Origin of the sequence: Lysinibacillus sp. CD3-6 (assembly GCF_006351725.2) — a bacterium.
Classification (GTDB): domain Bacteria; phylum Bacillota; class Bacilli; order Bacillales_A; family Planococcaceae; genus Lysinibacillus.
In genome coordinates this window covers 4,642,020-4,664,196 of record NZ_CP085880.1, presented here as the reverse complement: position 1 = coordinate 4,664,196, position 22,177 = coordinate 4,642,020, and the positions used below count along the sequence as shown (strand labels likewise).

General features: G+C 38.4%; 23 protein-coding genes. 18 read left to right on the top strand and 5 right to left on the bottom strand.

Going from position 1 to position 22,177, the window contains the following annotated elements; genetic code table 11:
- Nucleotides 1-4 precede the first annotated feature (4 nt).
- The 4 genes from FH508_RS23200 to FH508_RS23185 all read left to right on the top strand — a co-directional run bounded on the left by FH508_RS23200 (nt 5) and on the right by FH508_RS23185 (nt 3,046).
- The gene (locus tag FH508_RS23200; protein ID WP_139859971.1) at nt 5-940 is read left to right on the top strand and encodes a branched-chain amino acid ABC transporter permease; all 936 of its coding nucleotides are present in this window, start codon (nt 5-7) and stop codon (nt 938-940) included.
- Nucleotides 940-1,719 carry an ABC transporter ATP-binding protein gene (locus FH508_RS23195; RefSeq protein WP_139859967.1) on the top strand — a complete coding sequence of 260 codons (780 nt, stop codon included), beginning with the start codon at nt 940-942 and terminating at the stop codon, nt 1,717-1,719. The genes FH508_RS23200 and FH508_RS23195 overlap by 1 nt, the downstream gene beginning before the upstream one ends.
- A complete protein-coding gene (locus tag FH508_RS23190) occupies nt 1,719-2,426 on the top strand; it encodes an ABC transporter ATP-binding protein (RefSeq protein ID WP_139859965.1) in 708 nt (235 codons plus the stop codon). The genes FH508_RS23195 and FH508_RS23190 overlap by 1 nt, the downstream gene beginning before the upstream one ends.
- Before the next feature lie 122 nt (nt 2,427-2,548).
- Nucleotides 2,549-3,046, top strand: a complete 498-nt coding sequence (locus tag FH508_RS23185; RefSeq protein WP_139859962.1) for a cupin domain-containing protein — start codon at nt 2,549-2,551, stop codon at nt 3,044-3,046.
- Nucleotides 3,047-3,335: 289 nt separating this feature from the next.
- Here the strand turns inward: FH508_RS23185 and FH508_RS23180 are convergent, their stop codons facing one another.
- Both FH508_RS23180 and rluF read right to left on the bottom strand, forming a co-directional pair.
- Nucleotides 3,336-4,055 (bottom strand): DUF6904 family protein, encoded by a 720-nt coding sequence (locus FH508_RS23180; RefSeq protein WP_173479232.1) that lies wholly within the window; start codon nt 4,053-4,055, stop codon nt 3,336-3,338.
- Nucleotides 4,056-4,077: 22 nt separating this feature from the next.
- Nucleotides 4,078-4,779 (bottom strand): 23S rRNA pseudouridine(2604) synthase RluF, encoded by a 702-nt coding sequence (gene rluF, locus FH508_RS23175; protein WP_173479233.1) that lies wholly within the window; start codon nt 4,777-4,779, stop codon nt 4,078-4,080.
- Nucleotides 4,780-5,021: 242 nt separating this feature from the next.
- Between rluF and adh the strand changes: the two genes are divergently transcribed.
- The 6 genes from adh (at nt 5,022) to FH508_RS23145 (ending at nt 10,101) form a co-directional block, all read left to right on the top strand.
- Entirely contained in the window at nt 5,022-6,542 is a 1,521-nt protein-coding gene (gene adh, locus FH508_RS23170; protein ID WP_173479234.1) for an aldehyde dehydrogenase, read from the top strand.
- Between the two features lie 21 nt (nt 6,543-6,563).
- Nucleotides 6,564-6,926: a DUF779 domain-containing protein gene (locus FH508_RS23165; protein WP_173479235.1), complete on the top strand. Its 363-nt coding sequence runs from the start codon at nt 6,564-6,566 to the stop codon at nt 6,924-6,926.
- A gap of 440 nt (nt 6,927-7,366) precedes the next feature.
- Nucleotides 7,367-7,711, top strand: coding sequence for a DUF3969 family protein (locus FH508_RS23160; RefSeq protein ID WP_173479236.1), 345 nt, complete (start codon nt 7,367-7,369; stop codon nt 7,709-7,711).
- 120 nt (nt 7,712-7,831) lie between these two features.
- Complete coding sequence (locus tag FH508_RS23155) at nt 7,832-8,023, top strand: DUF4003 domain-containing protein (protein WP_228134203.1); 192 nt, start codon at nt 7,832-7,834, stop codon at nt 8,021-8,023.
- Nucleotides 8,024-8,124: 101 nt separating this feature from the next.
- On the top strand, nt 8,125-9,552 hold the full coding sequence (locus FH508_RS23150; RefSeq protein ID WP_173479237.1) for an aldehyde dehydrogenase family protein: 1,428 nt from the start codon (nt 8,125-8,127) through the stop codon (nt 9,550-9,552).
- A gap of 69 nt (nt 9,553-9,621) precedes the next feature.
- Nucleotides 9,622-10,101, top strand: coding sequence for an acyl-CoA thioesterase (locus tag FH508_RS23145; protein ID WP_173479238.1), 480 nt, complete (start codon nt 9,622-9,624; stop codon nt 10,099-10,101).
- 55 nt (nt 10,102-10,156) lie between these two features.
- On the opposite strand, the gene FH508_RS23140 is transcribed toward FH508_RS23145, so the two are convergent.
- Entirely contained in the window at nt 10,157-11,467 is a 1,311-nt protein-coding gene (locus tag FH508_RS23140; protein ID WP_173479239.1) for a globin-coupled sensor protein, read from the bottom strand.
- Between the two features lie 334 nt (nt 11,468-11,801).
- Between FH508_RS23140 and FH508_RS23135 the strand changes: the two genes are divergently transcribed.
- Nucleotides 11,802-12,011, top strand: a complete 210-nt coding sequence (locus FH508_RS23135) for a hypothetical protein (protein WP_139860492.1) — start codon at nt 11,802-11,804, stop codon at nt 12,009-12,011.
- A 181-nt stretch (nt 12,012-12,192) separates the two neighbouring features.
- Here FH508_RS23135 and corA read toward each other — a convergent pair whose 3' ends face one another.
- Nucleotides 12,193-13,155, bottom strand: a complete 963-nt coding sequence (gene corA / locus FH508_RS23130) for a magnesium/cobalt transporter CorA (RefSeq protein WP_139860491.1) — start codon at nt 13,153-13,155, stop codon at nt 12,193-12,195.
- A 115-nt stretch (nt 13,156-13,270) separates the two neighbouring features.
- The gene (locus tag FH508_RS23125) at nt 13,271-13,948 is read right to left on the bottom strand and encodes a class I SAM-dependent methyltransferase (RefSeq protein ID WP_139860490.1); all 678 of its coding nucleotides are present in this window, start codon (nt 13,946-13,948) and stop codon (nt 13,271-13,273) included.
- A gap of 124 nt (nt 13,949-14,072) precedes the next feature.
- Between FH508_RS23125 and FH508_RS23120 the strand changes: the two genes are divergently transcribed.
- From FH508_RS23120 to FH508_RS23090, 7 genes are all read left to right on the top strand, one after another.
- Nucleotides 14,073-14,378: a DUF4870 domain-containing protein gene (locus tag FH508_RS23120; RefSeq protein ID WP_139860488.1), complete on the top strand. Its 306-nt coding sequence runs from the start codon at nt 14,073-14,075 to the stop codon at nt 14,376-14,378.
- A 301-nt stretch (nt 14,379-14,679) separates the two neighbouring features.
- Nucleotides 14,680-15,150 (top strand): CtsR family transcriptional regulator, encoded by a 471-nt coding sequence (locus FH508_RS23115; protein ID WP_173479240.1) that lies wholly within the window; start codon nt 14,680-14,682, stop codon nt 15,148-15,150.
- Between the two features lie 13 nt (nt 15,151-15,163).
- Complete coding sequence (locus FH508_RS23110) at nt 15,164-15,706, top strand: UvrB/UvrC motif-containing protein (RefSeq protein ID WP_173479274.1); 543 nt, start codon at nt 15,164-15,166, stop codon at nt 15,704-15,706.
- Entirely contained in the window at nt 15,703-16,812 is a 1,110-nt protein-coding gene (locus FH508_RS23105; protein ID WP_173479241.1) for a protein-arginine kinase McsB, read from the top strand. The genes FH508_RS23110 and FH508_RS23105 overlap by 4 nt, the downstream gene beginning before the upstream one ends.
- Entirely contained in the window at nt 16,802-19,246 is a 2,445-nt protein-coding gene (locus FH508_RS23100) for an ATP-dependent Clp protease ATP-binding subunit (RefSeq protein ID WP_173479242.1), read from the top strand. The genes FH508_RS23105 and FH508_RS23100 overlap by 11 nt, the downstream gene beginning before the upstream one ends.
- Nucleotides 19,247-19,357: 111 nt before the next feature.
- The gene (radA, locus tag FH508_RS23095; protein ID WP_173479243.1) at nt 19,358-20,734 is read left to right on the top strand and encodes a DNA repair protein RadA; all 1,377 of its coding nucleotides are present in this window, start codon (nt 19,358-19,360) and stop codon (nt 20,732-20,734) included.
- A gap of 347 nt (nt 20,735-21,081) precedes the next feature.
- A complete protein-coding gene (locus tag FH508_RS23090; RefSeq protein WP_173479244.1) occupies nt 21,082-22,167 on the top strand; it encodes a PIN/TRAM domain-containing protein in 1,086 nt (361 codons plus the stop codon).
- The last annotated feature ends 10 nt before the right edge of the window (nt 22,168-22,177 follow it).

Below are 22,177 nucleotides of genomic sequence, written 5' to 3'. Positions count from 1 at the left end.
AATGATGAAGAAGTCTAAAGTTTTCTGGGGCTACGCCGTATTAGCGCTAGTCATCTATGTAGTTGTTCAGGCTCTTATTACAACGGAAGTCATTGACTTATATTATAAAAATATGTTAATCACAATGTGTATTAACATAATGCTAGCTGTCAGCTTGCACATCGTTATCGGGGTTACTGGCCAATTCTCTATTGGGCATGCTGGTTTCCTTGCAGTTGGTGCTTATATTTCAGCTATTATTACAACAAAACTAATGCTTCCATTCCCGTTAGCCATTTTGTTAGGAGCACTTGCAGCAGCGGTAGCTGGTTTAATTGTAGGTATTCCAACACTACGATTAAAAGGGGATTATTTAGCCATTGCAACGCTTGGTTTTGCAGAAATTATTCGTATTGTGTTTTTAAATACGGATTATGTTGGTGGAGCAGCGGGGATGCAGGTTAAATATTTATCGAACTGGACATACGCTTTCATTGGTGTTGTTTTAACGATTTTAGTAATTTCTAACTTTACTAATTCTCGTCATGGACGTGCTTGTATTTCCATTCGAGAAGATGAAATTGCTGCGGATGCCATGGGGATTAATACAACTTACTATAAAGTTGTAGCATTCGCGATTGGATCTTTCTTTGCTGGTCTTGCAGGGGCCATTTTTGCACATAACTTCTACATTATTCAGCCAACAACATTCGGTTTCTTAAAATCATTTGATATTTTAATATACGTTGTTCTTGGTGGCTTAGGTAGTCTTTCGGGTTCTGTTATCGCAGCTGTATTCTTAACGTTAATATCAACATACCTAGCGAATTTCCCAGAAACACGAATGATTATTTACAGCTTAGTATTAATTATTGTTATGCTATATCGTCCAACTGGTTTAATGGGCACAAAAGAAATTACAGACTTCTTTAAGTTTGGTAAAAAGGGAGGTACAAAATAATGACTGGAAACCTTCTGATCAAAGTAGAAAATATGGGCATTCAATTCGGTGGTTTAAAGGCGGTACAGGGCGTTAATATGTACCTAAATCAAGGTGAATTAGTAGGCCTCATTGGACCAAATGGTGCTGGTAAAACAACAAGCTTTAACATGTTAACAGGGGTATATACACCAACTGAAGGTACGATTACCTTTGACGGCCTAAAGATCAATGGTCTTGCACCATATCAAGTAACACAAAAAGGTATAAGCCGTACGTTCCAAAATATCCGTCTATTTAAGGAATTATCTGTTTTGGACAATGTAAAAGTAGCGAACCATTCACTAGCTAAACATTCAATGTGGTCATCTATTTTTCGTTTACCGAGTCACTTTAAAGGTGAAGAAGCAATGGAAAAGCAATCCACGGAATTTTTAAAAATATTTGGCTTAGATATTTATAAGGATGAACTAGCAAAAAACTTACCTTATGGGATGCAGCGCCGTCTAGAAATTGCGCGTGCATTAGCTGCAAATCCAAAGCTATTATTACTAGATGAGCCAGCAGCAGGGATGAACCCGCAAGAGACACATGACTTAATGGAGTTAATAGCGTTTATTCGTAAAGAGTTTGGTTTAACGATTTTGCTTATTGAGCATGATATGAGCTTAGTAATGGGAATTTGTGAACGTATTTACGTACTGGATCACGGGCAATTAATCGCTGATGGGACACCAGAGGAAATTCGCAACAATCCAAAGGTAATTGAAGCTTACCTTGGTGAGGAGGTTATCAGCTAATGCTAAAAGTACAAAACATTGATGTATTCTACGGAAATATTCAAGCATTAAAGGGCGTCTCTTTAGAAGTAAACGAGGGAGAGATTGTAACATTAATTGGTGCAAATGGAGCTGGTAAAAGTACATTATTAAAAACCTTGTCAGGCTTACAAAAACCTAAAGGGGGCATTATCGAATATGAAGGCTTCTCGATTGCAGGTAAGGCTGCACAAACAATCGTAAAATCAGGTATTTCACATGTTCCTGAAGGTCGCCGTGTATTCGCTAATATGTCAGTAGAGGAAAATCTAGAGCTTGGGGCATATCTTCGTAACGATAAGGCGGGGATAAAGAAAGATATGGACCATGTCTTTGAGCTATTCCCTCGTCTACTGGAGCGCCGTAAGCAACAGTCTGGGACATTATCTGGTGGTGAGCAGCAAATGCTTGCAATGGGTCGTGCATTAATGGCAAAACCAAAGCTATTACTAATGGATGAGCCATCGATGGGGCTTGCGCCGCTTATGGTAAAAAATATTTTCAATATAATTGAAAAGGTCAATAAAGAAGGTACAACGGTATTGCTAGTAGAGCAAAATGCTAATATGGCATTATCGGTAGCTGACCGCGCTTATGTACTTGAAACAGGGCGTATTGTGTTATCAGGTACTGCGAAAGAATTGCAAGAAAGTGAACAAGTGAAAGCGGCTTATTTAGGCGGCTTGTAATAGGAGGAGGTGTCTCGATATTAATTCGAGATGCCTTTTTTGTTGAACACCGTAGTAATGATAGATAGAAGTAGCGTTTGACCTTTACTTTTTGGTAAGGTGGAAAAAAGGAGTGAAGTTTGATGCAATATTCTGCACAATATTTTATTGATAAATTAGGGTTAGATCAACATCCCGAGGGAGGATACTATATTTCTTCGTTTCGATCAACAGAGGAGATAGCTGTACGAAATGTAACAAGACCAATTTATACAAGCATTTATTTTTTATTACAATCTCAGGATATTTCACATTTACACCGTTTAAAATCAGATGAACTTTGGTATTATCACGCTGGTAGCCCATTAACTGTTCATATGATTTACCCTGATGGTACATATGAGGCGAAAAAGTTAGGGTTAAATCTAGAAGCAGGTGAGGTTCCTCAAGTGGCAGTGCCAAAAGATACGATTTTTGGATCTTCCGTTGATGATGCAAATACATTTAGTTTAGTAGGCTGTATGGTAGCACCAGGGTTTGATTTTGAGGACTTTGAGCTATTTACACAAGGTGAACTTTTAGCTGATTATCCGCAACATGAGACAGTTATTCGTAAAATGGCATACGAAAAGATTGACTAACAATAGCAGTTACTTTATGTGAAAAATACTTAGCTATGCTAGCTGTTGTGATAAATAAAAGTTAGAAAGAACACTAGTTGATGGTAGCGAAGGCGATGACTCCTGCGGGAACGCACGCAGCGTAAGACGCAACAGTCCGCGCGCAAGCGAGGGTTGCGGCTTACGGTGTGCCCGCGGAAAGCAACCGCCGTAGCGGACATCAACGGCATAGCAAAAAAGAGTTAGCGTGACTGCAGTCATGCTAACTCTTTTTCTCCTAGCATTTTTTGAAATGAAGAAACATTAGCACCTACCACCAAATTTCTTCAGGGTAGTTTGCGTTGATTGGGATTTCGTGTAGTGCTTTTTTGGTCGTACTGGCGACTTCGATTAGCTGAGATTTTAGTACGGTGTATTCTTCATCCTCAAGCATTAAGCGAAGAGCAAAGGAGGCTAATTGAGCTTTACGTGCTTGTGTATTCAATTGTATGTATTCTAAATTTAGAACATCTACATACTGCGTGGCGTAACGGAATGTCAATGGACTTTTTGTATGAAGCATCCTTAAAAAAACTAAGTATTGATCATCGCTCAGCTCTTGCTCTAGGCAATCAGCAACCGCTGCTTGGAAATTACGAATAGTGGCGACATAACTATTCCAAGCAGAGGAATCGATTAGCTCCTGATGTAGACGAATAAAATCATTTAAGGCAATAGCTGTGAAAAGAATTTCTGGCCAGAGAACTTCCGCAGCGAAATAGACATTTTTGTTTGGAAAAATAATTTCATGTCGAGTAAGGATATTTTTGTTAAGCCCATTGCTCACAAATTCAAGCTGTTGCTCCCCTTGCAAGGCTTGACGAAGATTGTGACAAAAACCGAGGATACGAAGACGTGCACCTTGGTAATCATAATATTTGTTTTCATCTCCAGTCACTTTATAAATAGCATGTATGAGCGTATCTAAATCCCAAAAATCACCGCTTATTCGTACACCTGTAAGCTGTTCAGTACTTTGAATGGAAAGCATCTCCCTATCCCCTCCAAATGCATTATTTTGCTGTGTAATTAAGTAGTTGGAATAATTCTGTCCGCTCTCTATCAGTTAAATCGCGCCATTGCCCAACCTTTAAATTTCCAAGCTTAATGTTCATAATTCGTACTCGTTGTAATCGTTTAACTGAATAATCTAATGCTGAACACATACGACGAATTTGACGATTTAAGCCTTGTTCCAAAATAATTTTAAAAACTTTATCTGAAATTTTTTCAACATGGCAAGGCAATGTTGTTGTATCTAAAATATCTACTCCTGCGCTCATTTTTTTTATGAATTGATCAGTGATCGGCTTATCCACTTGTACGATATATTCTTTTTCATGATGGTTTTCTGCACGTAAAATTTTATTAACAATATCGCCATCATTTGTTAGTAATAATAATCCCTCTGATTCCTTATCGAGTCGCCCGATATGGAAAATGCGTAGAGGGTGATTAACAAAATCAACAACATTTCCTTTGATATGGCGCTCTGTCGTACTTGTAATACCAACTGGTTTGTTTAAAGCGATATAAACGAGTTGTTCTTCTTTCTTTACCTCTTTTCCATCCACACAAACAATATCACCAGTCTCTACTTGGCTGCCAACAGTAGCAGGTAGACCATTAATCGTTATTTTACCTTCTTCAACCCATTTATCAGCACCCCGACGAGATACGATGCCTGTTTCACTTAAGTATTTGTTAATTCTCATATTGTTCTCCTATACATTTTATATTAGCTTAAGTATACCCTATCGATGTAATTACCGTGAATTCTATAAACTTTTCTACTAAAAATAAATATTATAAAAATTTATTTTAAAAAGTTGAAATAAACATTAATTTCTGACAATATATTGGGTAAGAGAGTCTCTATGAAAATATCGTTATTTCGATATTAAAATACGATTTTTCTAGAAAGTTCTCATTATTTTGTGTAAAGGGGAGAAGTAAAATGGTTTATGCATTTCCAAACACTGAAGGATCGGTAGTTCAATTCAAAGAGAGATATGATAATTACATTGGTGGAGAATGGACACCCCCAGTGAAAGGTCAATACTTCGATAATGTTACTCCTGTTACTGGACAAGTTTTTACACAAGCAGCACGTTCCTCTGCTGAGGATATTGAACTTGCACTTGATGCGGCACATGCAGCAAAAGATGCATGGGGACAAACATCCGCTACAGAGCGTGCTAACATTTTACTTAAAATTGCGGACCGTATTGAACAAAACTTAGAAAAGTTAGCCGTTGCCGAAACATGGGATAATGGTAAGGCGGTTCGTGAAACATTAAATGCAGATATCCCTCTAGCAATTGATCATTTCCGTTATTTTGCAGGTGCTTTACGTGCACAAGAAGGTGCGTTAAGTCAAATTGATAATGATACAGTTGCTTATCATTTCCATGAGCCAATTGGGGTAGTAGGTCAAATTATACCTTGGAACTTCCCAATATTAATGGCTGTTTGGAAACTAGCTCCTGCTCTTGCAGCTGGTAACTGTGTTGTATTAAAACCAGCAGAGCAAACGCCAGTTTCTATTATGGTGTTAGTGGAGCTAATTGGTGATTTATTGCCACCAGGCGTACTAAATGTTGTAAATGGTTTCGGTTTAGAAGCAGGGAAACCGCTTGCATCAAACCCGCGTATTGGTAAAATTGCCTTTACGGGTGAAACGACAACAGGTCGCTTAATTATGCAATATGCGTCACAAAACCTTATTCCAGTTACATTAGAATTGGGCGGAAAGTCACCAAATATTTTCTTCGAAGATATTATGGATGAAGATGATGCCTTTTTAGATAAAGCAGTAGAAGGCTTTGTACTATTTGCGCTTAACCAAGGCGAAGTATGTACGTGTCCTTCACGAGCATTAATTCAAGAATCTATTTACGATAAGTTTATGGAGCGTGTGTTACAACGTGTCGAAGCGATTCAAGTTGGAAATCCACTTAATCCGAATACGATGATGGGGGCACAGGCTTCAAGTGAGCAGATGGAAAAAATTCTGTCTTATTTAGATATTGGTAAGCAGGAAGGCGCTGAATGTCTAATTGGGGGCGAGAAAAATAATGTAGGTGAAGGCTTTGAAAATGGCTACTACATTAAACCAACTGTCTTTAAAGGGCATAATAAAATGCGTATATTCCAAGAAGAAATTTTTGGACCAGTTGTGGCAGTTACAACATTTAAAACAAAAGAAGAAGCATTAGAAATTGCGAATGATACATTATATGGACTAGGCTCTGGTATTTGGACGCGTGATATGAATACAGCATATCGCTTCGGTCGTGGTATTCAGGCAGGACGTGTTTGGACAAACTGCTACCATGCATACCCTGCACATGCAGCGTTTGGTGGCTACAAAATGTCAGGTATAGGCCGTGAAACGCACAAAATGATGTTATCGCATTACCAACAAACGAAAAACTTATTGGTGAGCTATAACGAAAATAAACTTGGTTTCTTCTAATCAGTGAGGAGGTGCTAGAGCGTGGTTGAACGTGTTTTAGCAACGGAAGAAGCGCTGGCACTAATTGAATTGTTAAAGGAAAAGCACGGACCAGTTATGTTTCATCAATCAGGCGGATGTTGCGATGGCTCGTCTCCCATGTGTTATCCTGATGGAGACTTAATATTAGGTGATCAGGATGTATGCTTAGGTAAGATTGGAGATACACCATTTTATATGCACAAAAACCAGTATGATTATTGGAAACATACGCAAATTATTTTAGACGTAGTGGATGGTAGAGGCGGTATGTTCTCGCTTGAAGGCGTTGAGGGTAAACGATTTTTAACAAGGTCTAGAGCTTTTTCTACAGAGGAACTAAAAGAGTTAGGCTTAATTAAATAGTTTAATGACAGCGGCAAAAGCTTTTTTGTCGCTGTTTTTTTATGCTAATTTTTTTGGAAAAGTAGTTGTAGGTTTACGTTATTTGGGGAGTTTCGCAATAATAAATAATGCTGTAATCGTTCTTGTAGGGTCTGGGTTAATAGTAATTTTCTGATTGTCCGTTCAATCATAATATAGCCCCCGTTCATCTTTGTTTATATTAATTAAACCATATAATACCTATTTACAAACATTAAATTATGTTTACTTTTTATGTTAATTATTACAAAACGATTGAATCTTTTCGACAGAATGTTACGTAAATAGTGAAAAAGAGTGTGTTGAACATGGATGTTGTTATAATTGAAAACCAATTTACACAAACTGTGGAGGCTGTATCGAAAATTGCAGGCTGGTCAGTAGATCGAGTTAAGCAAGGTTGGCGTGTAAAATAATTAAATATGAATAAATTATTATTGAATACTACAAATACCGAAGAATTAGAAAAACTACTACTCATAAATGTAATAGGTTTAATTGAGGCGTTAAAAAAAGATTTATTAACAATCGAAGAAACTGAAAAAGTTTTATTTAACCCTTATACTATGGATTTATTACAGTCTAAAGGAATTTCAAAAGAAATATTAGAAATTATTCATTTAGGCACTGAATTAGAAGATATAGTGAGTCTAATGTCTGAAAAATTATTTGAAAGTTTAAGCGAAATTGAATATGAAAGTATTGCTCAATTAGAACAAAGAAAAGCATATAAATTTCGAAATAAAGTTATTGAATCAATAAATTGATTCATTTGATTTTAAGTAGTAGTTGAAAGAGGACAATTGGTACTTCTCTAGAGCAGCTCGTTTTAACATGCTAAACGAGCTGCCTTTTCTATATTGTGTTATACAAAGATTAATTTTTAAATGAATAAAGCTCAGCTTCAGCAAATTGTTGATTTGTATCAAGAATTAAAGGGAATGAAATTGTTGAAGTGGCATCGCGAATTCGTATTATTTATGGCCGTGCAAATTGCTATCTATGATATGGCAAAAGTTCAACAATCTCTATCAATGGCCATTATGACTTCTATTGAATTACTAATACAAGCACAATAGGCTGTGATGATATCCACAGTTACAGCGGCCGCAATAGCGTCAAATTCGAGCACTTCATGATAAACTAAAGAGGAACAGATTATTTGGAGGTGTATTTGAAGATGAACGAAACAAAGCTTTGGATAAATGGACAGTGGCAAGATGCTAAGGAATCTTATGAATTAACGTCACCTTATAACGGTGAGGTGATTGCAAAGATAGCCAAGGCATCTGTTTCAGATGTTAAGCAAGCCATAGAAGGTGCCCAAGATGCATTTCTTTCATTTAAAAAAACAACCGCCTACGAACGTGCCGAAATTTTATATAAAGTAGTCGACATTATGCGACGTCGAAAAGACGAATTGGCGGAAATCTTAGCGCAAGAAGCGGGTAAACCTATATCAGCAGGTTTGCCAGAAATTGAACGTACGATAGCGACTTATCAGTTTGCAGCAGAAGGTGCTAAGCAGGTGAAAGGTGAAACGGTACCGATGGATGCCGCACCAGGAGCTGGTGATCGAATTGGCTGGACAAAGCGTGAGCCATTAGGCGTTATTTCTGCTATTACTCCGTTTAATTTCCCTTTTAATTTAGTCGCACATAAATTAGGACCTGCCTTTGCGGTAGGGAATACAGTGGTGTTAAAGCCCGCAACACAAACACCACTTAGTGCCATTGTGATGGCGGAAATATTTAAGGAAGCTGGACTACCAGATGGTGCATTACAAATCGTTACAGGTAGTGGTGGCGAACTAAGCGATACACTCGTAACGCATCCATATGTGAAAAAGGTTACCTTTACTGGAAGTGGTAAAGTGGGATTAGGTATTAAAGAAAAAGTAGGATTACGAAAAGTAACATTAGAGCTAGGCTCAAATGCAGCAGTTATTGTAGAGCCATCGACACCAATTGATAAAATTATTGCGCGTTGTGTTAGCGGCGCTTTTAGCTTTGCTGGACAAGTATGTATTTCTTTACAACGCATTTATGTACATTCCTCGATTATAGATGTATTTACAAAGGAATTTGTAGCGCAAACTGAAAAGCTTGTTGTCGGTGATCCACTTGATAAAAACACAGATGTTAGCGCGATGATCAACCCAAATGAGGTTAGCCGAATTCGTGAATGGATTGAAGAAGCAAAAGCTCAAGGTGCAGTTGTTGCTACAGGTGGAACATTTACAGAACGTACATTAACACCGACAGTTATGACAAACGTAACTGCTGATATGAAAGTTGTTTGTCAGGAAACATTCGCGCCAATCGTCTCAATTGTTTCATATGAAACATTAGACGACGCAATTCGACTAGTGAATGAGTCGGAACTTGGCTTAAATGCAGGGATTTTTACGAATGTACTACCTGATGCACTGTACGCAGCTGATGAATTGCAAGCAGGTGCTGTTATAATAAATGATATTCCGACATTCCGAGTAGATAACATGCCTTATGGCGGCATAAAAATGAGTGGCTATGGTCGAGAAGGTATTAAATGGGCGATTGAAGAAATGACCGATATGAAGTTTATTACGATGAAAAAAACCTTCTAAATTTGCATCAATTCTTTTTCTACGATACGATGACGAAAGAATAATACATGAAGGGAAGTTACAAGAACTATGACAACCAATGCTGTACCAATGAGCCAATCGCGTACACTTCAGACGCGTCTCGTGTTACCACCAGATACTAATAATCATAATTCCATTTTTGGTGGAAGAGTGTTAGCTTATATTGATGAAATTGCTGCAATTACAGCGATGAAGCATGCAAAAGGGCATGTTGTAACAGCTTCCATTGATTCTGTTGATTTTTTATCGGCAGCACATGTAGGTGATATTCTTGAAATTGAAAGTATTGTTTCATCCACAGGTCATTCATCTATGGAAGTCTATGTCCGCGTTATTTCTCGTAATATTGAAACAGGTGAGGAAAAGTTAACAACCGAATCATTTGTAACGATGGTTGCAGTAGATGATCATGGCAAACCAAAGGCTATTCCTGCAATTTACCCTGAAACGGATGCTGAAAAGCGCCTGTTTGAAACAGGTCCTGCTCGACGAGAGCATCGCAAACAAAAACGTGCTTTGGCACATTAATTAAATAACAAAAAGGAAATTGACACGATGCAGTCAATTTCCTTTTTTTAGTTTGTTATATATTTAATTCATTTACAACATTTATTAATGAGTCTGATGAAGAGGAAACGAGTGTAGCCCCTTGTGATAGCTCTGTAATTAAAGTGGAAATTGCTGAAATATCTCTTGCCGTGTTTACATATTGCTGTTGAATACCTGATACAGCATCCGCGATATCATTAAATGATTCAGACAAACTTGTTTGTGTATCAACGCTATGTTGGATTTTCTGGTCTACATTAACGACAGAACTTGCCATTGTTGAAATATTACTTTCTGTTTCTTTAATAAGGTGTGACACATTTTGCACAGCATTTTTTGTTTCTTCTGCAAGCTTACGGACTTCCTCGGCTACAACAGCAAAGCCTTTACCATGTTCACCTGCACGAGCAGCTTCAATTGAAGCATTAAGTGCTAATAAATTTGTTTGGTCAGCGATACCTGTGACAAGCCCGACAATTTCAGAAATTTTTTGTGAAGATGTACGCAACTGGTTCATCGTCACTTCAAGGCCGTTGACACTTTGCAAAATATCGTGGATTAATTCATTTTGCTCTTTTAACTGATGCTGACCACGTTTAGATTTATCCTGTGTATCTGCAACGAAGTTTAATCCTTGTTTAGTTGCTACAGCGATATCATCTGTTTGAGAAGAGATGACTAAAAGGGAAGCGGCTGTTTCCTCGCTTATCGCATTTAACTCCTCGGCAGTACTTTGAATTGTAGTAACAAGTGCATGCTTTGTTTGATCTGCCACACTACGTATACGGTCTTCTTCCTTCTCGTATGCTTCAATAACGAGCTGCTGTTCGAAGTTAATGATTTTACAGAAGGCATTGATGGCACGTATAGCGTCATGCTTTGAAATATCTAAATCATTTGCAAAGCTTGTAAAAGTCGAAGTTAGTGATTGGAATGAAGCGATATACCATTTTGATTGGAGTCCAATTCGAACATGTGTCTCAGCGATTGCTTTTCTTTCTTTAATGTAGTCGTCATTGATGTGACTCTCGAAAATATCGCTTAAATGCTTATGTAAAGTCACTTTTAAACGATCAATTTGGGATGTTCTATTAATAATATCTAGTAAGTTTTGACTTAAGCTAATCGCTGCATAAAATTGATCGACCATTTCAGGAATAACATTTTTTACTAAAGGTTGTAATTGTTTAATGATTGCTAAATCTTCAGTTGTTAAGTCTAATAACTGTAATTGTTTTTGTAGTTTAGGATAGTTTGAAACATCTAATTGTACATGTTGTTTAAATTCCTCAGGTGTAAGTGTAATTGAATAACCATAATTGTTCTTCTTTGTAAACCAACTCATTGTGTCTGCTCCATTCTTTATAAATCCATAATAATGATAGTAATTGAAGACTCTTTGTGTATTTATTGTTAGGTTTGTAAATTTGGTGAATATATGGTATTAAATCTATTCTACTATTTTTTGTACTATATTTGGTTAAAAATTTCCGATATTTCTATATTTTTTTATTATTTTTTTACTTGGGAAGCTGACATTAGTCGGATTACCTATGACACGCTAATTTTTCATGGCATTAGGGCAATTTGAATTTCAAGTAGGAAACCTGTAAAATACGAACTGTTTAGTTTTACAAAAAATTGCATGTGAGATAAAAATAGTATTGAGGAGGTATTACATGGAGAAAAAGCGTTTTAAGTTTGTAATTCCTGTGATGGTAATTGTAGCAATTGGCTCTGTTTATATGTTAACTAAATATTATGCAGATGTACCAGATCTAAACCAACTATTAATAACGATTTGTGCAACAATAGTATCGGGTGTGCTCGCATACTTCTTATTCCCGCAACAAGGTGAAAATAAAGTGGATGATCGAGGTCCATATTAATTCATCATCGAGACATGTAAGTAGATCCTTAATTTTTTATATGTTAAAAATCCGCGTTTGCCTTCTGAGGGCAAAGCATGAGTCAGGCTATTTGCCTAAGCATTTCGCTGACCTTCGTGCCTTATTTCTCCTTAGAAGTTTGCGCGGATTTTTTTGAAAGCTAGTAGGGTAGCTTAGCAGTTTATGGTTTAAATAGTTTGAACCAGCCTTTGTGTTTAAATAATGCTAACATAAATAGTCCAAGTAATAGCATAATACCAAGTACAATAAAGTAGCTGTAGCGCCCATGAAGTTCGGGCATATTATCGAAATTCATGCCGTAAACACCCGCAATAAACGTTAATGGGATAAAAATGGTGGAGACGATTGTCAACATCATCATAATGCCGTTCATACGGCTAGAGGTCATAGCCATATAACTATCGCGCATATCTGCTGTAAGCTCTCGATTAGATTCGACCATTTCTGTAAGCTTTGCTAAATGATCGTGGATATCACCGAAATAAGCTCTTTCCGATTTTTTCAGTGCAAAGCGATATGAGCTAAGTATTCGATACAATAAGTCACGCATTGGTAAAATAGTGCGCCGTAGATGGAGCAAATCACTACGGAATTCAAACACAATTTGCATTGCATTTACATTATTTTGATAAGTTAGTTCATCTTCAAGCGCATTTAAATGATCCTCGATTTTATATACAAGCGGGAAATAACTATCGACTATTTTATCGATTGTTTGATACGTCAGGAAAACGGCGCCTCGTTCCCAATACTTTGGCTGATCTTCTAAAAGCTTCTGAACCTTTTCAATCTCGGTTGTTTCGTTTTTGTGGAAAGTAACAATGAAATGGTCAGAAAGAAAAATATTTAATTCCTCAGCAATTAACGTTTCTTCATTTAATTTGTGAATAACGAAGAAATGATAGTCATCGTAAAAATCGAGTTTTGGTCGCTGTAGACGCATTAAGCAGTCTTCAATTGCAAGTGGATGAAAATGAAAAAATGTATCGAGCAAAAGTTCTTCTTCTGCAGTAGGGCAATTAAAATCTACCCAATACCACTCATAATCGTTTTGCTTAAGGTCTTCAAGTGGAAAGTCCTTAATTAATTGTTGATCTTTCGTCATGGCCATCGTGCGAATCACGGCAATCACCTCATATCTGTTTATCTCGTTTTAAGTACGTAAGAGGAGACATATCACCGCAAGATCATTACCTCATTTACTTATCGTACATTACTATATATTATAGGGATTCAAGTTACTCTTTATAGCATATCCAACCGCCGAATAGTGTTGTAGCAAAAAACCTCGAAGGCTGTGAAAAACCTGCCTGTTGTAACAGCGTAACAATCGCCTCCTCACGAATAAATGAAAGTGAGCGAATAGATTGCTCCATAGTCGCTATTTCCGTGCTTGAAAGTTTTGTGTGCTGTTGCCAATATGCGCGCCATAGGTCAAATTGGAGCTCTGTTTCAGCGGAGTTAAGTTGTCCGTATTTAGAAACAAGAACAAATGGTGCACCAGATTTTAAACGTTGTGCAATTTCTTTTAAGGTAGCAAGTTTCTCCTCGTAGGATTCAATAAAATGGAGTACTAATATACAGCTCGCCGCATCAAAGTGCATTGCTGGAACCGATGCAGTTAGTATTGTGCCTTGTAGTAGAGAAATATCATTTGGTAATGATTGCAGACGGTTTTCTGCAATTTTCAACATTGCTTCAGACGGATCTATACCGACAAATGACCAATCGGGTCTATGCTCGGCTAACTGTATAATTTCATTACCACTACCTGAGCCTACAACTAAAAAACTTGCTTGCTCTTGCAGTGTGGATTGATAAAAAGCTTTCGTTAAACGTAGCATGGCATCGTAACTTGGTAATGTCCTTCTTATACCCTTTTCATATTCGTTCGCAAGCGTGTTATTAAATTCCATCTAGTATCACATACCTTTCAAAAAAGTTTTAAAAATTTAAGCAGCTTTTGAAACTATTTTGCGTATAGTTCCGTAAATAGAAGTATTAATCATAATGACACACCATAAAGGAAGGTTGATATATATGGAAACAAAATGGTCTAAGGTAATCATACATGCCAGTGCGTTTTTTGCGCCATTTTTAGTGCCGATTTTATTTTTCCTAATTAGTTCTGATGAAGAAGTGAAAAGTTTTTCGGTGCAAGCGCTATTGTTCCAAATCGTGATGGGCATATTGATTGTAATTGCTGGTATCCTATCATTTGTATTAATCGGTTTACCGTTCTTACTAATATTCATCGCTATGGTATACATCGTACCTATTATCGGAATCGTGAAGGCCTTTTCAGATGAACCTTGGCGTTATCCAATCGTTGGTCGCTGGGTATAATTTTTAACGACGCAAGTATATGCTATGAGCATATGCTTGCGTTTTTTCTTTAAGCAAAAAGGGTACATTATAGACAAGAACGAGTAATATTTTTAGCGGACAAGTATTTTCTTAGTAGTCCATGCGCTTTTTTACACACAACTAAAAGCACGTCATGATGAAGGCAATATGTCATATCCATGCGCTTTACACAAATCTTTGTGCGAAATAATTGCAATTATTTTCAAGCGTTTTGTATAATATACTCAAAGATAGTCAAAGATAGTCAAAGTCAGTGAGGTAAGCGAGGTGTATTCTTAAAGTGCGTAATATTTCAGACATCATAGAAGGCTACTTAAAGCAAGTACTTGAATTAGGTGGAGAAGGGCATATTGAAATCAAACGTAGTGAAATTGCTGATAAATTTCAATGTGTGCCCTCACAAATAAATTATGTAATCAATACAAGATTTACAGCCGAGCGGGGTTACCTCGTTGAAAGTAAACGGGGTGGCGGTGGATACATTCGTATTTTACGTGTCCGTGCAAACTCACAAATTGATCTAATAGATGATGTGCTCTTGCAAATTGAAAGAGGAGCCTCGCAAACGGTTGCAGAAGGTTTAGTATATCGTTTAATTGACGAGCAGGTAATTTCAAAGCGAGAAGCGAAATTAATGTTAGCAGCGGTTGATCGTTCGACTTTAGATTTACAACTACCTTTACGGGATAGCATTCGTGCGAAAATTTTGCGAGCGATGTTAACAACCATTAAATATGAAAAGCAAAAATAAAGAGGTGATGGAAATGATTTGCGAACATTGCAAGCAGCGCAATGCAACAGTAACTGTGACACAAGTACAAAATGGGCAGAAGATGGAACACCATTATTGCGATGTCTGTGCCTCACAGTTCCATCCGTTCCATGCAGAGTTTAAACAAGAGCCTGTATCGATTCAACAATTATTATCCAACTGGTTTGGCTCACCTACATGGCAAAAAGTCGGTGAAAAACAGCAAGCGCCACCTCAGCAACAAACATGTCCACAATGTGGATTTACGTATAAGCGATTTTTGAAAGAGGGTAAATTCGGTTGCCCTAGTTGTTATGACACATTTAGCGAGCATTTGCCAAAGCTGTTTAATCGGATTCAAGCTGGACCGCAGCATATCGGTAAAATGCCTGGTGCTCAAAACAATGTTTTTGTCATTAAAAAACAGATTGAAGATATTCGGAAACGCATGAAGGATGCGGTGGACGAGGAACAATTTGAGGAAGCGGCGAAGCTTCGTGACAAGGCAAAAGATCTTGAGCAGCAGCTACAATTCGAAGGTGGTGATGTGTCATGATGATTGAATCGTTTTTAGAGCGTGCTACACCTGCATGGATGGATATGGAGGATGACTATTCAGATATTGTCATTAGTACACGCATCCGCCTTGCTAGAAACTTAGATGGATTTCGTTTTCCTTTAGTGTTCTCGGAAAACGAGGCTTTACAGGTAGAGCAGGCTGTCACCCACGCAATACAGGACAGTTCCAAGCTTCAAGAAAGATATTCTTACTTTTCTATAAAAGATTTAACAACGTTACAACGACAAATTTTAGTTGAAAAGCATTTAATTAGTCCGCAGCTAGCCAAAAAAGAGCAAGTCGGCGCAATGTTGTTATCTGAGGATGAATCTATTTGTATTATGGTGAACGAAGAAGACCATTTACGCATTCAATGTATGACGGCAAGTTTTCAACTTCAGAAGGCATATGAGCAAGCAAATAAGATTGATCGAGCCCTAGAAGGAGCCTTGCCGTATGCGTTTCGTGATACTTTTGGATATTTAACAAGTTGTCCTACAAATATCGGCACGGGATTACGTGCTTCTGTAATGATGCACCTTCCTGCGCTTACATTGACAGGTCAGATGAATCAAATCATCAATGCAATGACTCGTTTAGGGATGACCGTTAGGGGTATATACGGTGAAGGTAGTGAGAATCTTGGAAATATTTATCAAGTGTCAAATCAGATTACATTAGGAAAAACAGAAGAAGACATTTTAGCAGACATCCAAAGTGTTGCAGAAAAAATTATTCAAAAAGAACGACAAGCAAGAAGTAAGCTAATGGAAAAAGCGGAACTTGCATTAGAAGATCGTGTATACAGAGCTTTAGGAACACTAACGCATGCTCGAATTTTAACAAGTGAAGAAGCTGCTACTTGCATATCAAATGTGCGTTTAGGGGTCGATTTGCAGATGATTGATAATATTAAAGCAACCTCTTTAAACGAGTGTGTTGTCAGCATGCAGCCAGGATTTCTACAGCACTATGCAGGAGAGGTTTTACCGCCTGCTGAGCGAGACAGAGCAAGAGCAAAAATGCTGCGAGAGGCATTATTTCTAGAAGTTAAGAGTAAGCCTATTATAGGGGGAAAAGGAGAGGATTCATATGATGTTTAATCGTTTTACACAACGCGCACAAAAAGTATTACAGCTTGCACAGGAAGAGGCAATTCGTTGGAAGCACGAATCAATAGGAACAGAGCATATTCTTTTAGGGCTTATTCGTGAAGGCGGTGGTATAGCTGCGAAAGCATTAGAAGCCATCGATATTAGCCCTCAAATGATTGAAGCAGGTATTGAAGAGTTAGTCGGTAAAGGAACTGAGGATGTTGGACCAATCGTTCACTACACGCCTCGTGCGAAAAAAGTTATTGAATTATCGGTTGATGAGTCGCGTAAATTAGGTCATTCCTATATTGGCACAGAACATTTACTATTAGCGCTTATTCGTGAAGGCGAAGGGGTAGCTGCTCGTGTATTAAACAATGCTGGTGTGGGCTTAAACAAAGCTCGTCAGCAAGTATTATTGTTGTTGGGTAATAATGACAATGCACAATCTGGACAACAGGCTACACAGGCTGCAAATACGCCTACATTAGATAGCTTAGCGCGTGATTTAACACAGATTGCTCGTGAAGGTTCACTAGACCCTGTTATTGGTCGAAGTAAAGAAATTACACGTGTGATTGAAGTGCTATCACGTCGTACGAAAAACAACCCTGTGCTTATTGGTGAACCAGGGGTAGGTAAAACGGCGATAGCAGAAGGCTTAGCGCAACAAATTATTAACAACGAGGTACCAGAAATTCTCCGCGACAAACGTGTTATGACGCTTGATATGGGGACAGTTGTTGCGGGTACTAAATATCGTGGTGAATTTGAGGATCGTTTGAAAAAGGTAATGGATGAAATTCGCCAAGCAGGCAATGTCATTTTATTCATTGATGAATTACACACGCTTATCGGTGCAGGTGGGGCAGAAGGTGCCATTGACGCTTCTAACATTTTAAAACCATCTTTAGCACGCGGTGAATTGCAATGTATTGGTGCGACAACATTAGATGAGTACCGCAAATACATTGAAAAAGATGCAGCTTTAGAGCGTCGTTTCCAGCCTATTCAAGTTGATGAGCCAACGGTTGAAGAAGCTATTCAAATTATTCACGGCTTACGTGATCGCTATGAGGCGCATCACCGTGTGAAAATTACAGATGAAGCAATTGAGGCAGCGGCAAAAATGGGTGATCGTTATATTTCAGACCGCTTCCTGCCTGATAAAGCAATCGACTTAATTGATGAAGCTGGTTCAAAAGTACGCTTACGTTCATTCGCAGTGCCACCAAATTTAAAGGCATTGGAAGATAAACTTGAAAATGTGCGCTCTGAGAAAAATGCGGCTGTATCTGGTCAAGAATTTGAAAAGGCTGCGTCTTTAAGAGATACAGAGCAAAAGCTAAAAGACGAAATCGAAACAACGCGTAAAACATGGAAAGAAGAACAAGGTAAAGCCGAATCAAAAGTAACGGTAGACGATGTGGCAGCTGTCGTGTCGATGTGGACGGGAATTCCTGTTGCAAAAATTGCACATGAAGAATCATCTAAACTATTACAGCTTGAGGAAGAATTACACAAACGTGTTGTTGGGCAAGGTGAGGCTGTTGAGGCAATCTCTCGTGCCATTAGACGCGCAAGAGCAGGTTTAAAAGATCCGAAGCGTCCAATTGGTTCATTTATTTTCCTTGGTCCTACAGGGGTCGGAAAAACAGAACTTGCAAGAGCTCTTGCAGAAGTAATGTTTGGTGATGAAGATGCGATGATTCGCGTTGATATGTCCGAATATATGGAGAAACATTCGACTTCACGTTTAGTTGGTTCACCTCCAGGTTATGTAGGGTTTGATGATGGTGGTCAGCTGACTGAAAAAGTACGACGCAAACCATATTCTGTTGTGCTACTTGATGAAATTGAAAAAGCTCACCCAGATGTTTTCAATATTTTACTTCAAGTACTTGAAGATGGTCGTTTAACGGATTCTAAAGGACGTGTCGTTGATTTCCGCAATACGGTTGTCATTATGACTTCCAACGTCGGCGCAGACGCGTTAAAGTATCAGAAAAATCTTGGTTTCAGCTTAGGAAGCTCAGAGTCGAAGCACAAAGATATGAAGGGTACAATGCTAGAAGAACTGAAAAAAGCATTCCGTCCAGAATTTTTAAACCGTATCGACGAAATGATCGTGTTCCACTCACTAGAGAAAGAACACTTAAAAGAAATCGTATCAATGATGGCTAAGTCCTTAACAAAACGTCTACAGGAGCAGGATATTACGTTAGAGTTAACCGATGCTGCACTTAATAAAATTGCGGAGGAAGGCTATGATCCTCAATATGGTGCACGTCCATTACGTCGTGCATTGCAAAAACAAGTGGAAGACCGTCTATCGGAAGAACTGCTTAAAGGCAATGTAGAAAAAGGAAACCAAGTTGTAATCGATTATGCGAATGATGAATTCGTTGTTCAGAAAAAAGAGGGCGTTTCAATTTCTAAATAAGCAGGTCGTTTATTGTTAACAAGATGATTTACAAAGACAGCGAGGCCTATAGTGCCAAGCTGTCTTTTTTTATGTAAAATGAATATAAGAACAAATATTCGAGGTGGTACTATGGCGAAGAAAAAAACTAAATTTGTCTGTACGGGTTGTGGTTATGAATCTGCAAAATGGATGGGCCGTTGTCCAGGATGTGGAGAATGGAATAAGATGGTTGAAGAAGTGGAGGTCGTTGCAAAAGGTCCCCGTGGAGCATTCCAACATTCGGCGACAGTAACACAGAAGGCTATACCTATTATACAAGTGGAAGCAGCTGAGGAGTCTCGGGTAGCTACAGAAATGGGCGAGCTCAATCGGGTTTTAGGTGGAGGCATCGTGCCAGGTTCCCTTGTATTAATCGGTGGTGATCCTGGGATTGGGAAATCAACGCTTTTATTACAAGTATCAGCGTTGCTATCAAATAAAGGTCACCGTGTGCTGTATATCTCTGGTGAAGAATCTATTCGACAAACGAAATTGCGTGCAGAGCGTTTAGGAGTAATTTCACAAGAGCTTTATATTTATTCGGAGACGAATTTAGAGCTATTAAACCAAACAATAGAGGATGTACAGCCGAAGTTTGTTATCGTGGACTCCATACAAACAGTTTTCCATCCTGAGGTGACGAGTGCACCTGGTAGTGTCTCGCAAGTACGTGAATGTACAGCAGAGCTTATGCGAATTGCCAAAACGAAAGGCATTGCTATTTTCTTAGTAGGGCATGTAACGAAGGAAGGGCAAATTGCAGGGCCGCGTATATTAGAGCATATGGTGGATACAGTGCTGTATTTCGAAGGAGAGCGCCATCACAACCACCGTATTTTGCGGAGTCAGAAAAACCGCTTCGGTTCAACAAATGAAATTGCTATTTTTGAAATGCTTCAAGGTGGATTAAAGGAAGTATTGAATCCATCCGAGTTGTTTTTACAGGAGCGCTCACAAGGTGCGGCAGGCTCAACAATTGTGGCATCGATGGAGGGAACACGACCGATTTTAGTAGAAATTCAATCGCTTGTGACGCCGACGAGCTTCAATTATCCAAAACGTATGGCTACAGGCGTAGACCAAAACCGCGTGCAATTGCTGATGGCGGTGCTTGAGAAGCGGATGGGCCTCATGCTACAAGCACAGGATGCATATATTAAAGTTGCTGGCGGTGTGAAGCTAGATGAGCCTGCAATTGATCTAGCGGTGTTGACGAGTATTGTTTCTAGTTTTAAAGATCAGGCAGTGCGTGCTACAGACTGCTTTATTGGGGAAGTAGGTTTAACAGGAGAGGTTCGTCGTGTAACACGTATTGAACAGCGTGTAATTGAAGCAGCAAAACTAGGCTTTAAACGAGCGTTTATTCCAGCCTCTAATATAGGTGGCTGGGACTTCCCACAAGGCATCGAGATTGTTGGTGTAGAGACGATTAAGGATGCATTAAATGCCTGCTTTAGAGAACTATAAATAAAATAATAGTTTTCCAAAAAGAACACCAACATTTTTTAGCAGTGTAAAATTAGCGTCTAAGTGCTTGTGCGTGGAGGCTTTATTCTATAGTGGAACATTCTAAATGATGTAATTCAATAAATTAGTGCATGTTGGGACACCCTAGCATGCACTTTTCCTCCCCTATGACAGTAGTCATAAAATTTCATAAAATTGGCTAACAATTATTGTGGAAATAATGCATCTCTCTAGGCTTTAATAACGTCCTATAAAATGCAGTTAAAATAATAATGTTTTGATGGGCTCAAAAAAGATTTTCTACTGAAAAATATGTATAATCGATTATAAGAATTGGAGGTGACAGTATGAAAAAATTTATTCAAATTGCTTTTTTACTGATTGGAGGAGCTTTAGGCCTTGTTTTCTTACCGCCATTATACGAATTGCTTCATTTATCATCTAATCCTTGGCTTGATAATCCTTATGTATCAGTTGCTTTAGGGGCGCTTTTACTATTTACATTATCATTTGCATTTTCCGACTATTTCGTTCGGCTTATTAGCTGGATGGAAGAGGTACTATTTAAAGTACCTGTTGGAGATTTATTATTTGGTACGCTTGGGCTAATTATAGGACTTATCGTTGCCTATTTCCTAGGCTTTGCGATTGATAGTGTTCAGTTACCTGTTATTACAGAAGTAATACCAATTATCCTTTCGTTTGTGCTTGGATATTTGGGCTTCCGTGTAGGCTTTAAGAAGCGAGATGAGCTATTACAGTTATTTACATTGCGTGGACATAATGCGAAGAAAAAAGCAGCTGAAGGTATTGAAGTTCCAGAAATTCGTGGTAGTTATAAATTGCTAGATACGAGCGTTATTATAGACGGGCGTATAGCGGATATTTCAGAAACGGGCTTTATCGAAGGTGTCCTAGTGGTGCCGCAGTTTGTGCTAACGGAGCTTCAGCATATTGCAGATTCCTCAGATACATTAAAACGTACAAGAGGTCGCCGTGGTTTGGATATATTAAAAAAACTGCAAGATGAACGTATGACAAAAGTAGAGATTACCGAAGAAGATTTTGAAGATGTGCAGGAAGTCGATTTAAAACTTGTGCGTCTTGCAAAGAAAATGGGTAATGATACGCAAATTGTTACGAATGATTTCAACTTGAACAAAGTATGTGAGCTACACCAAGTGCAAGTGTTAAACATCAATGATTTGGCAAATGCGGTAAAACCAGTGGTGATTCCTGGTGAGGATATGCAGGTTGTCGTTATTAAAGATGGGAAAGAGTATAACCAAGGTGTCGCTTATTTGGATGATGGCACGATGATAGTTGTAGAAGGTGGCCGCAGTTATATAGGACAGGCGATTACAGTAACGGTAACGAGCGTGCTACAAACATCAGCAGGTCGTATGATTTTTGCCAAGCCAAAGGATGATTAGGAAGTGGGAA

Bases quoted from the DNA above. Each gene is read 5' to 3' on its own strand.
- FH508_RS23200 (WP_139859971.1), top strand. From the start codon at position 5: ATGAAGAAGTCTAAAGTTTTCTGGGGCTACGCCGTATTAGCGCTAGTC.
- FH508_RS23195 (WP_139859967.1), top strand. From the start codon at position 940: ATGACTGGAAACCTTCTGATCAAAGTAGAAAATATGGGCATTCAATTC.
- FH508_RS23190 (WP_139859965.1), top strand. From the start codon at position 1,719: ATGCTAAAAGTACAAAACATTGATGTATTCTACGGAAATATTCAAGCA.
- FH508_RS23185 (WP_139859962.1), top strand. From the start codon at position 2,549: ATGCAATATTCTGCACAATATTTTATTGATAAATTAGGGTTAGATCAA.
- FH508_RS23180 (WP_173479232.1), bottom strand. From the start codon at position 4,055: ATGCTTTCCATTCAAAGTACTGAACAGCTTACAGGTGTACGAATAAGC.
- rluF (WP_173479233.1), bottom strand. From the start codon at position 4,779: ATGAGAATTAACAAATACTTAAGTGAAACAGGCATCGTATCTCGTCGG.
- adh (WP_173479234.1), top strand. From the start codon at position 5,022: ATGGTTTATGCATTTCCAAACACTGAAGGATCGGTAGTTCAATTCAAA.
- FH508_RS23160 (WP_173479236.1), top strand. From the start codon at position 7,367: ATGAATAAATTATTATTGAATACTACAAATACCGAAGAATTAGAAAAA.
- FH508_RS23155 (WP_228134203.1), top strand. From the start codon at position 7,832: ATGAATAAAGCTCAGCTTCAGCAAATTGTTGATTTGTATCAAGAATTA.
- FH508_RS23150 (WP_173479237.1), top strand. From the start codon at position 8,125: ATGAACGAAACAAAGCTTTGGATAAATGGACAGTGGCAAGATGCTAAG.
- FH508_RS23145 (WP_173479238.1), top strand. From the start codon at position 9,622: ATGACAACCAATGCTGTACCAATGAGCCAATCGCGTACACTTCAGACG.
- FH508_RS23140 (WP_173479239.1), bottom strand. From the start codon at position 11,467: ATGAGTTGGTTTACAAAGAAGAACAATTATGGTTATTCAATTACACTT.
- FH508_RS23135 (WP_139860492.1), top strand. From the start codon at position 11,802: ATGGAGAAAAAGCGTTTTAAGTTTGTAATTCCTGTGATGGTAATTGTA.
- FH508_RS23125 (WP_139860490.1), bottom strand. From the start codon at position 13,948: ATGGAATTTAATAACACGCTTGCGAACGAATATGAAAAGGGTATAAGA.
- FH508_RS23120 (WP_139860488.1), top strand. From the start codon at position 14,073: ATGGAAACAAAATGGTCTAAGGTAATCATACATGCCAGTGCGTTTTTT.
- FH508_RS23110 (WP_173479274.1), top strand. From the start codon at position 15,164: ATGATTTGCGAACATTGCAAGCAGCGCAATGCAACAGTAACTGTGACA.
- FH508_RS23105 (WP_173479241.1), top strand. From the start codon at position 15,703: ATGATGATTGAATCGTTTTTAGAGCGTGCTACACCTGCATGGATGGAT.
- FH508_RS23100 (WP_173479242.1), top strand. From the start codon at position 16,802: ATGATGTTTAATCGTTTTACACAACGCGCACAAAAAGTATTACAGCTT.
- radA (WP_173479243.1), top strand. From the start codon at position 19,358: ATGGCGAAGAAAAAAACTAAATTTGTCTGTACGGGTTGTGGTTATGAA.
- FH508_RS23090 (WP_173479244.1), top strand. From the start codon at position 21,082: ATGAAAAAATTTATTCAAATTGCTTTTTTACTGATTGGAGGAGCTTTA.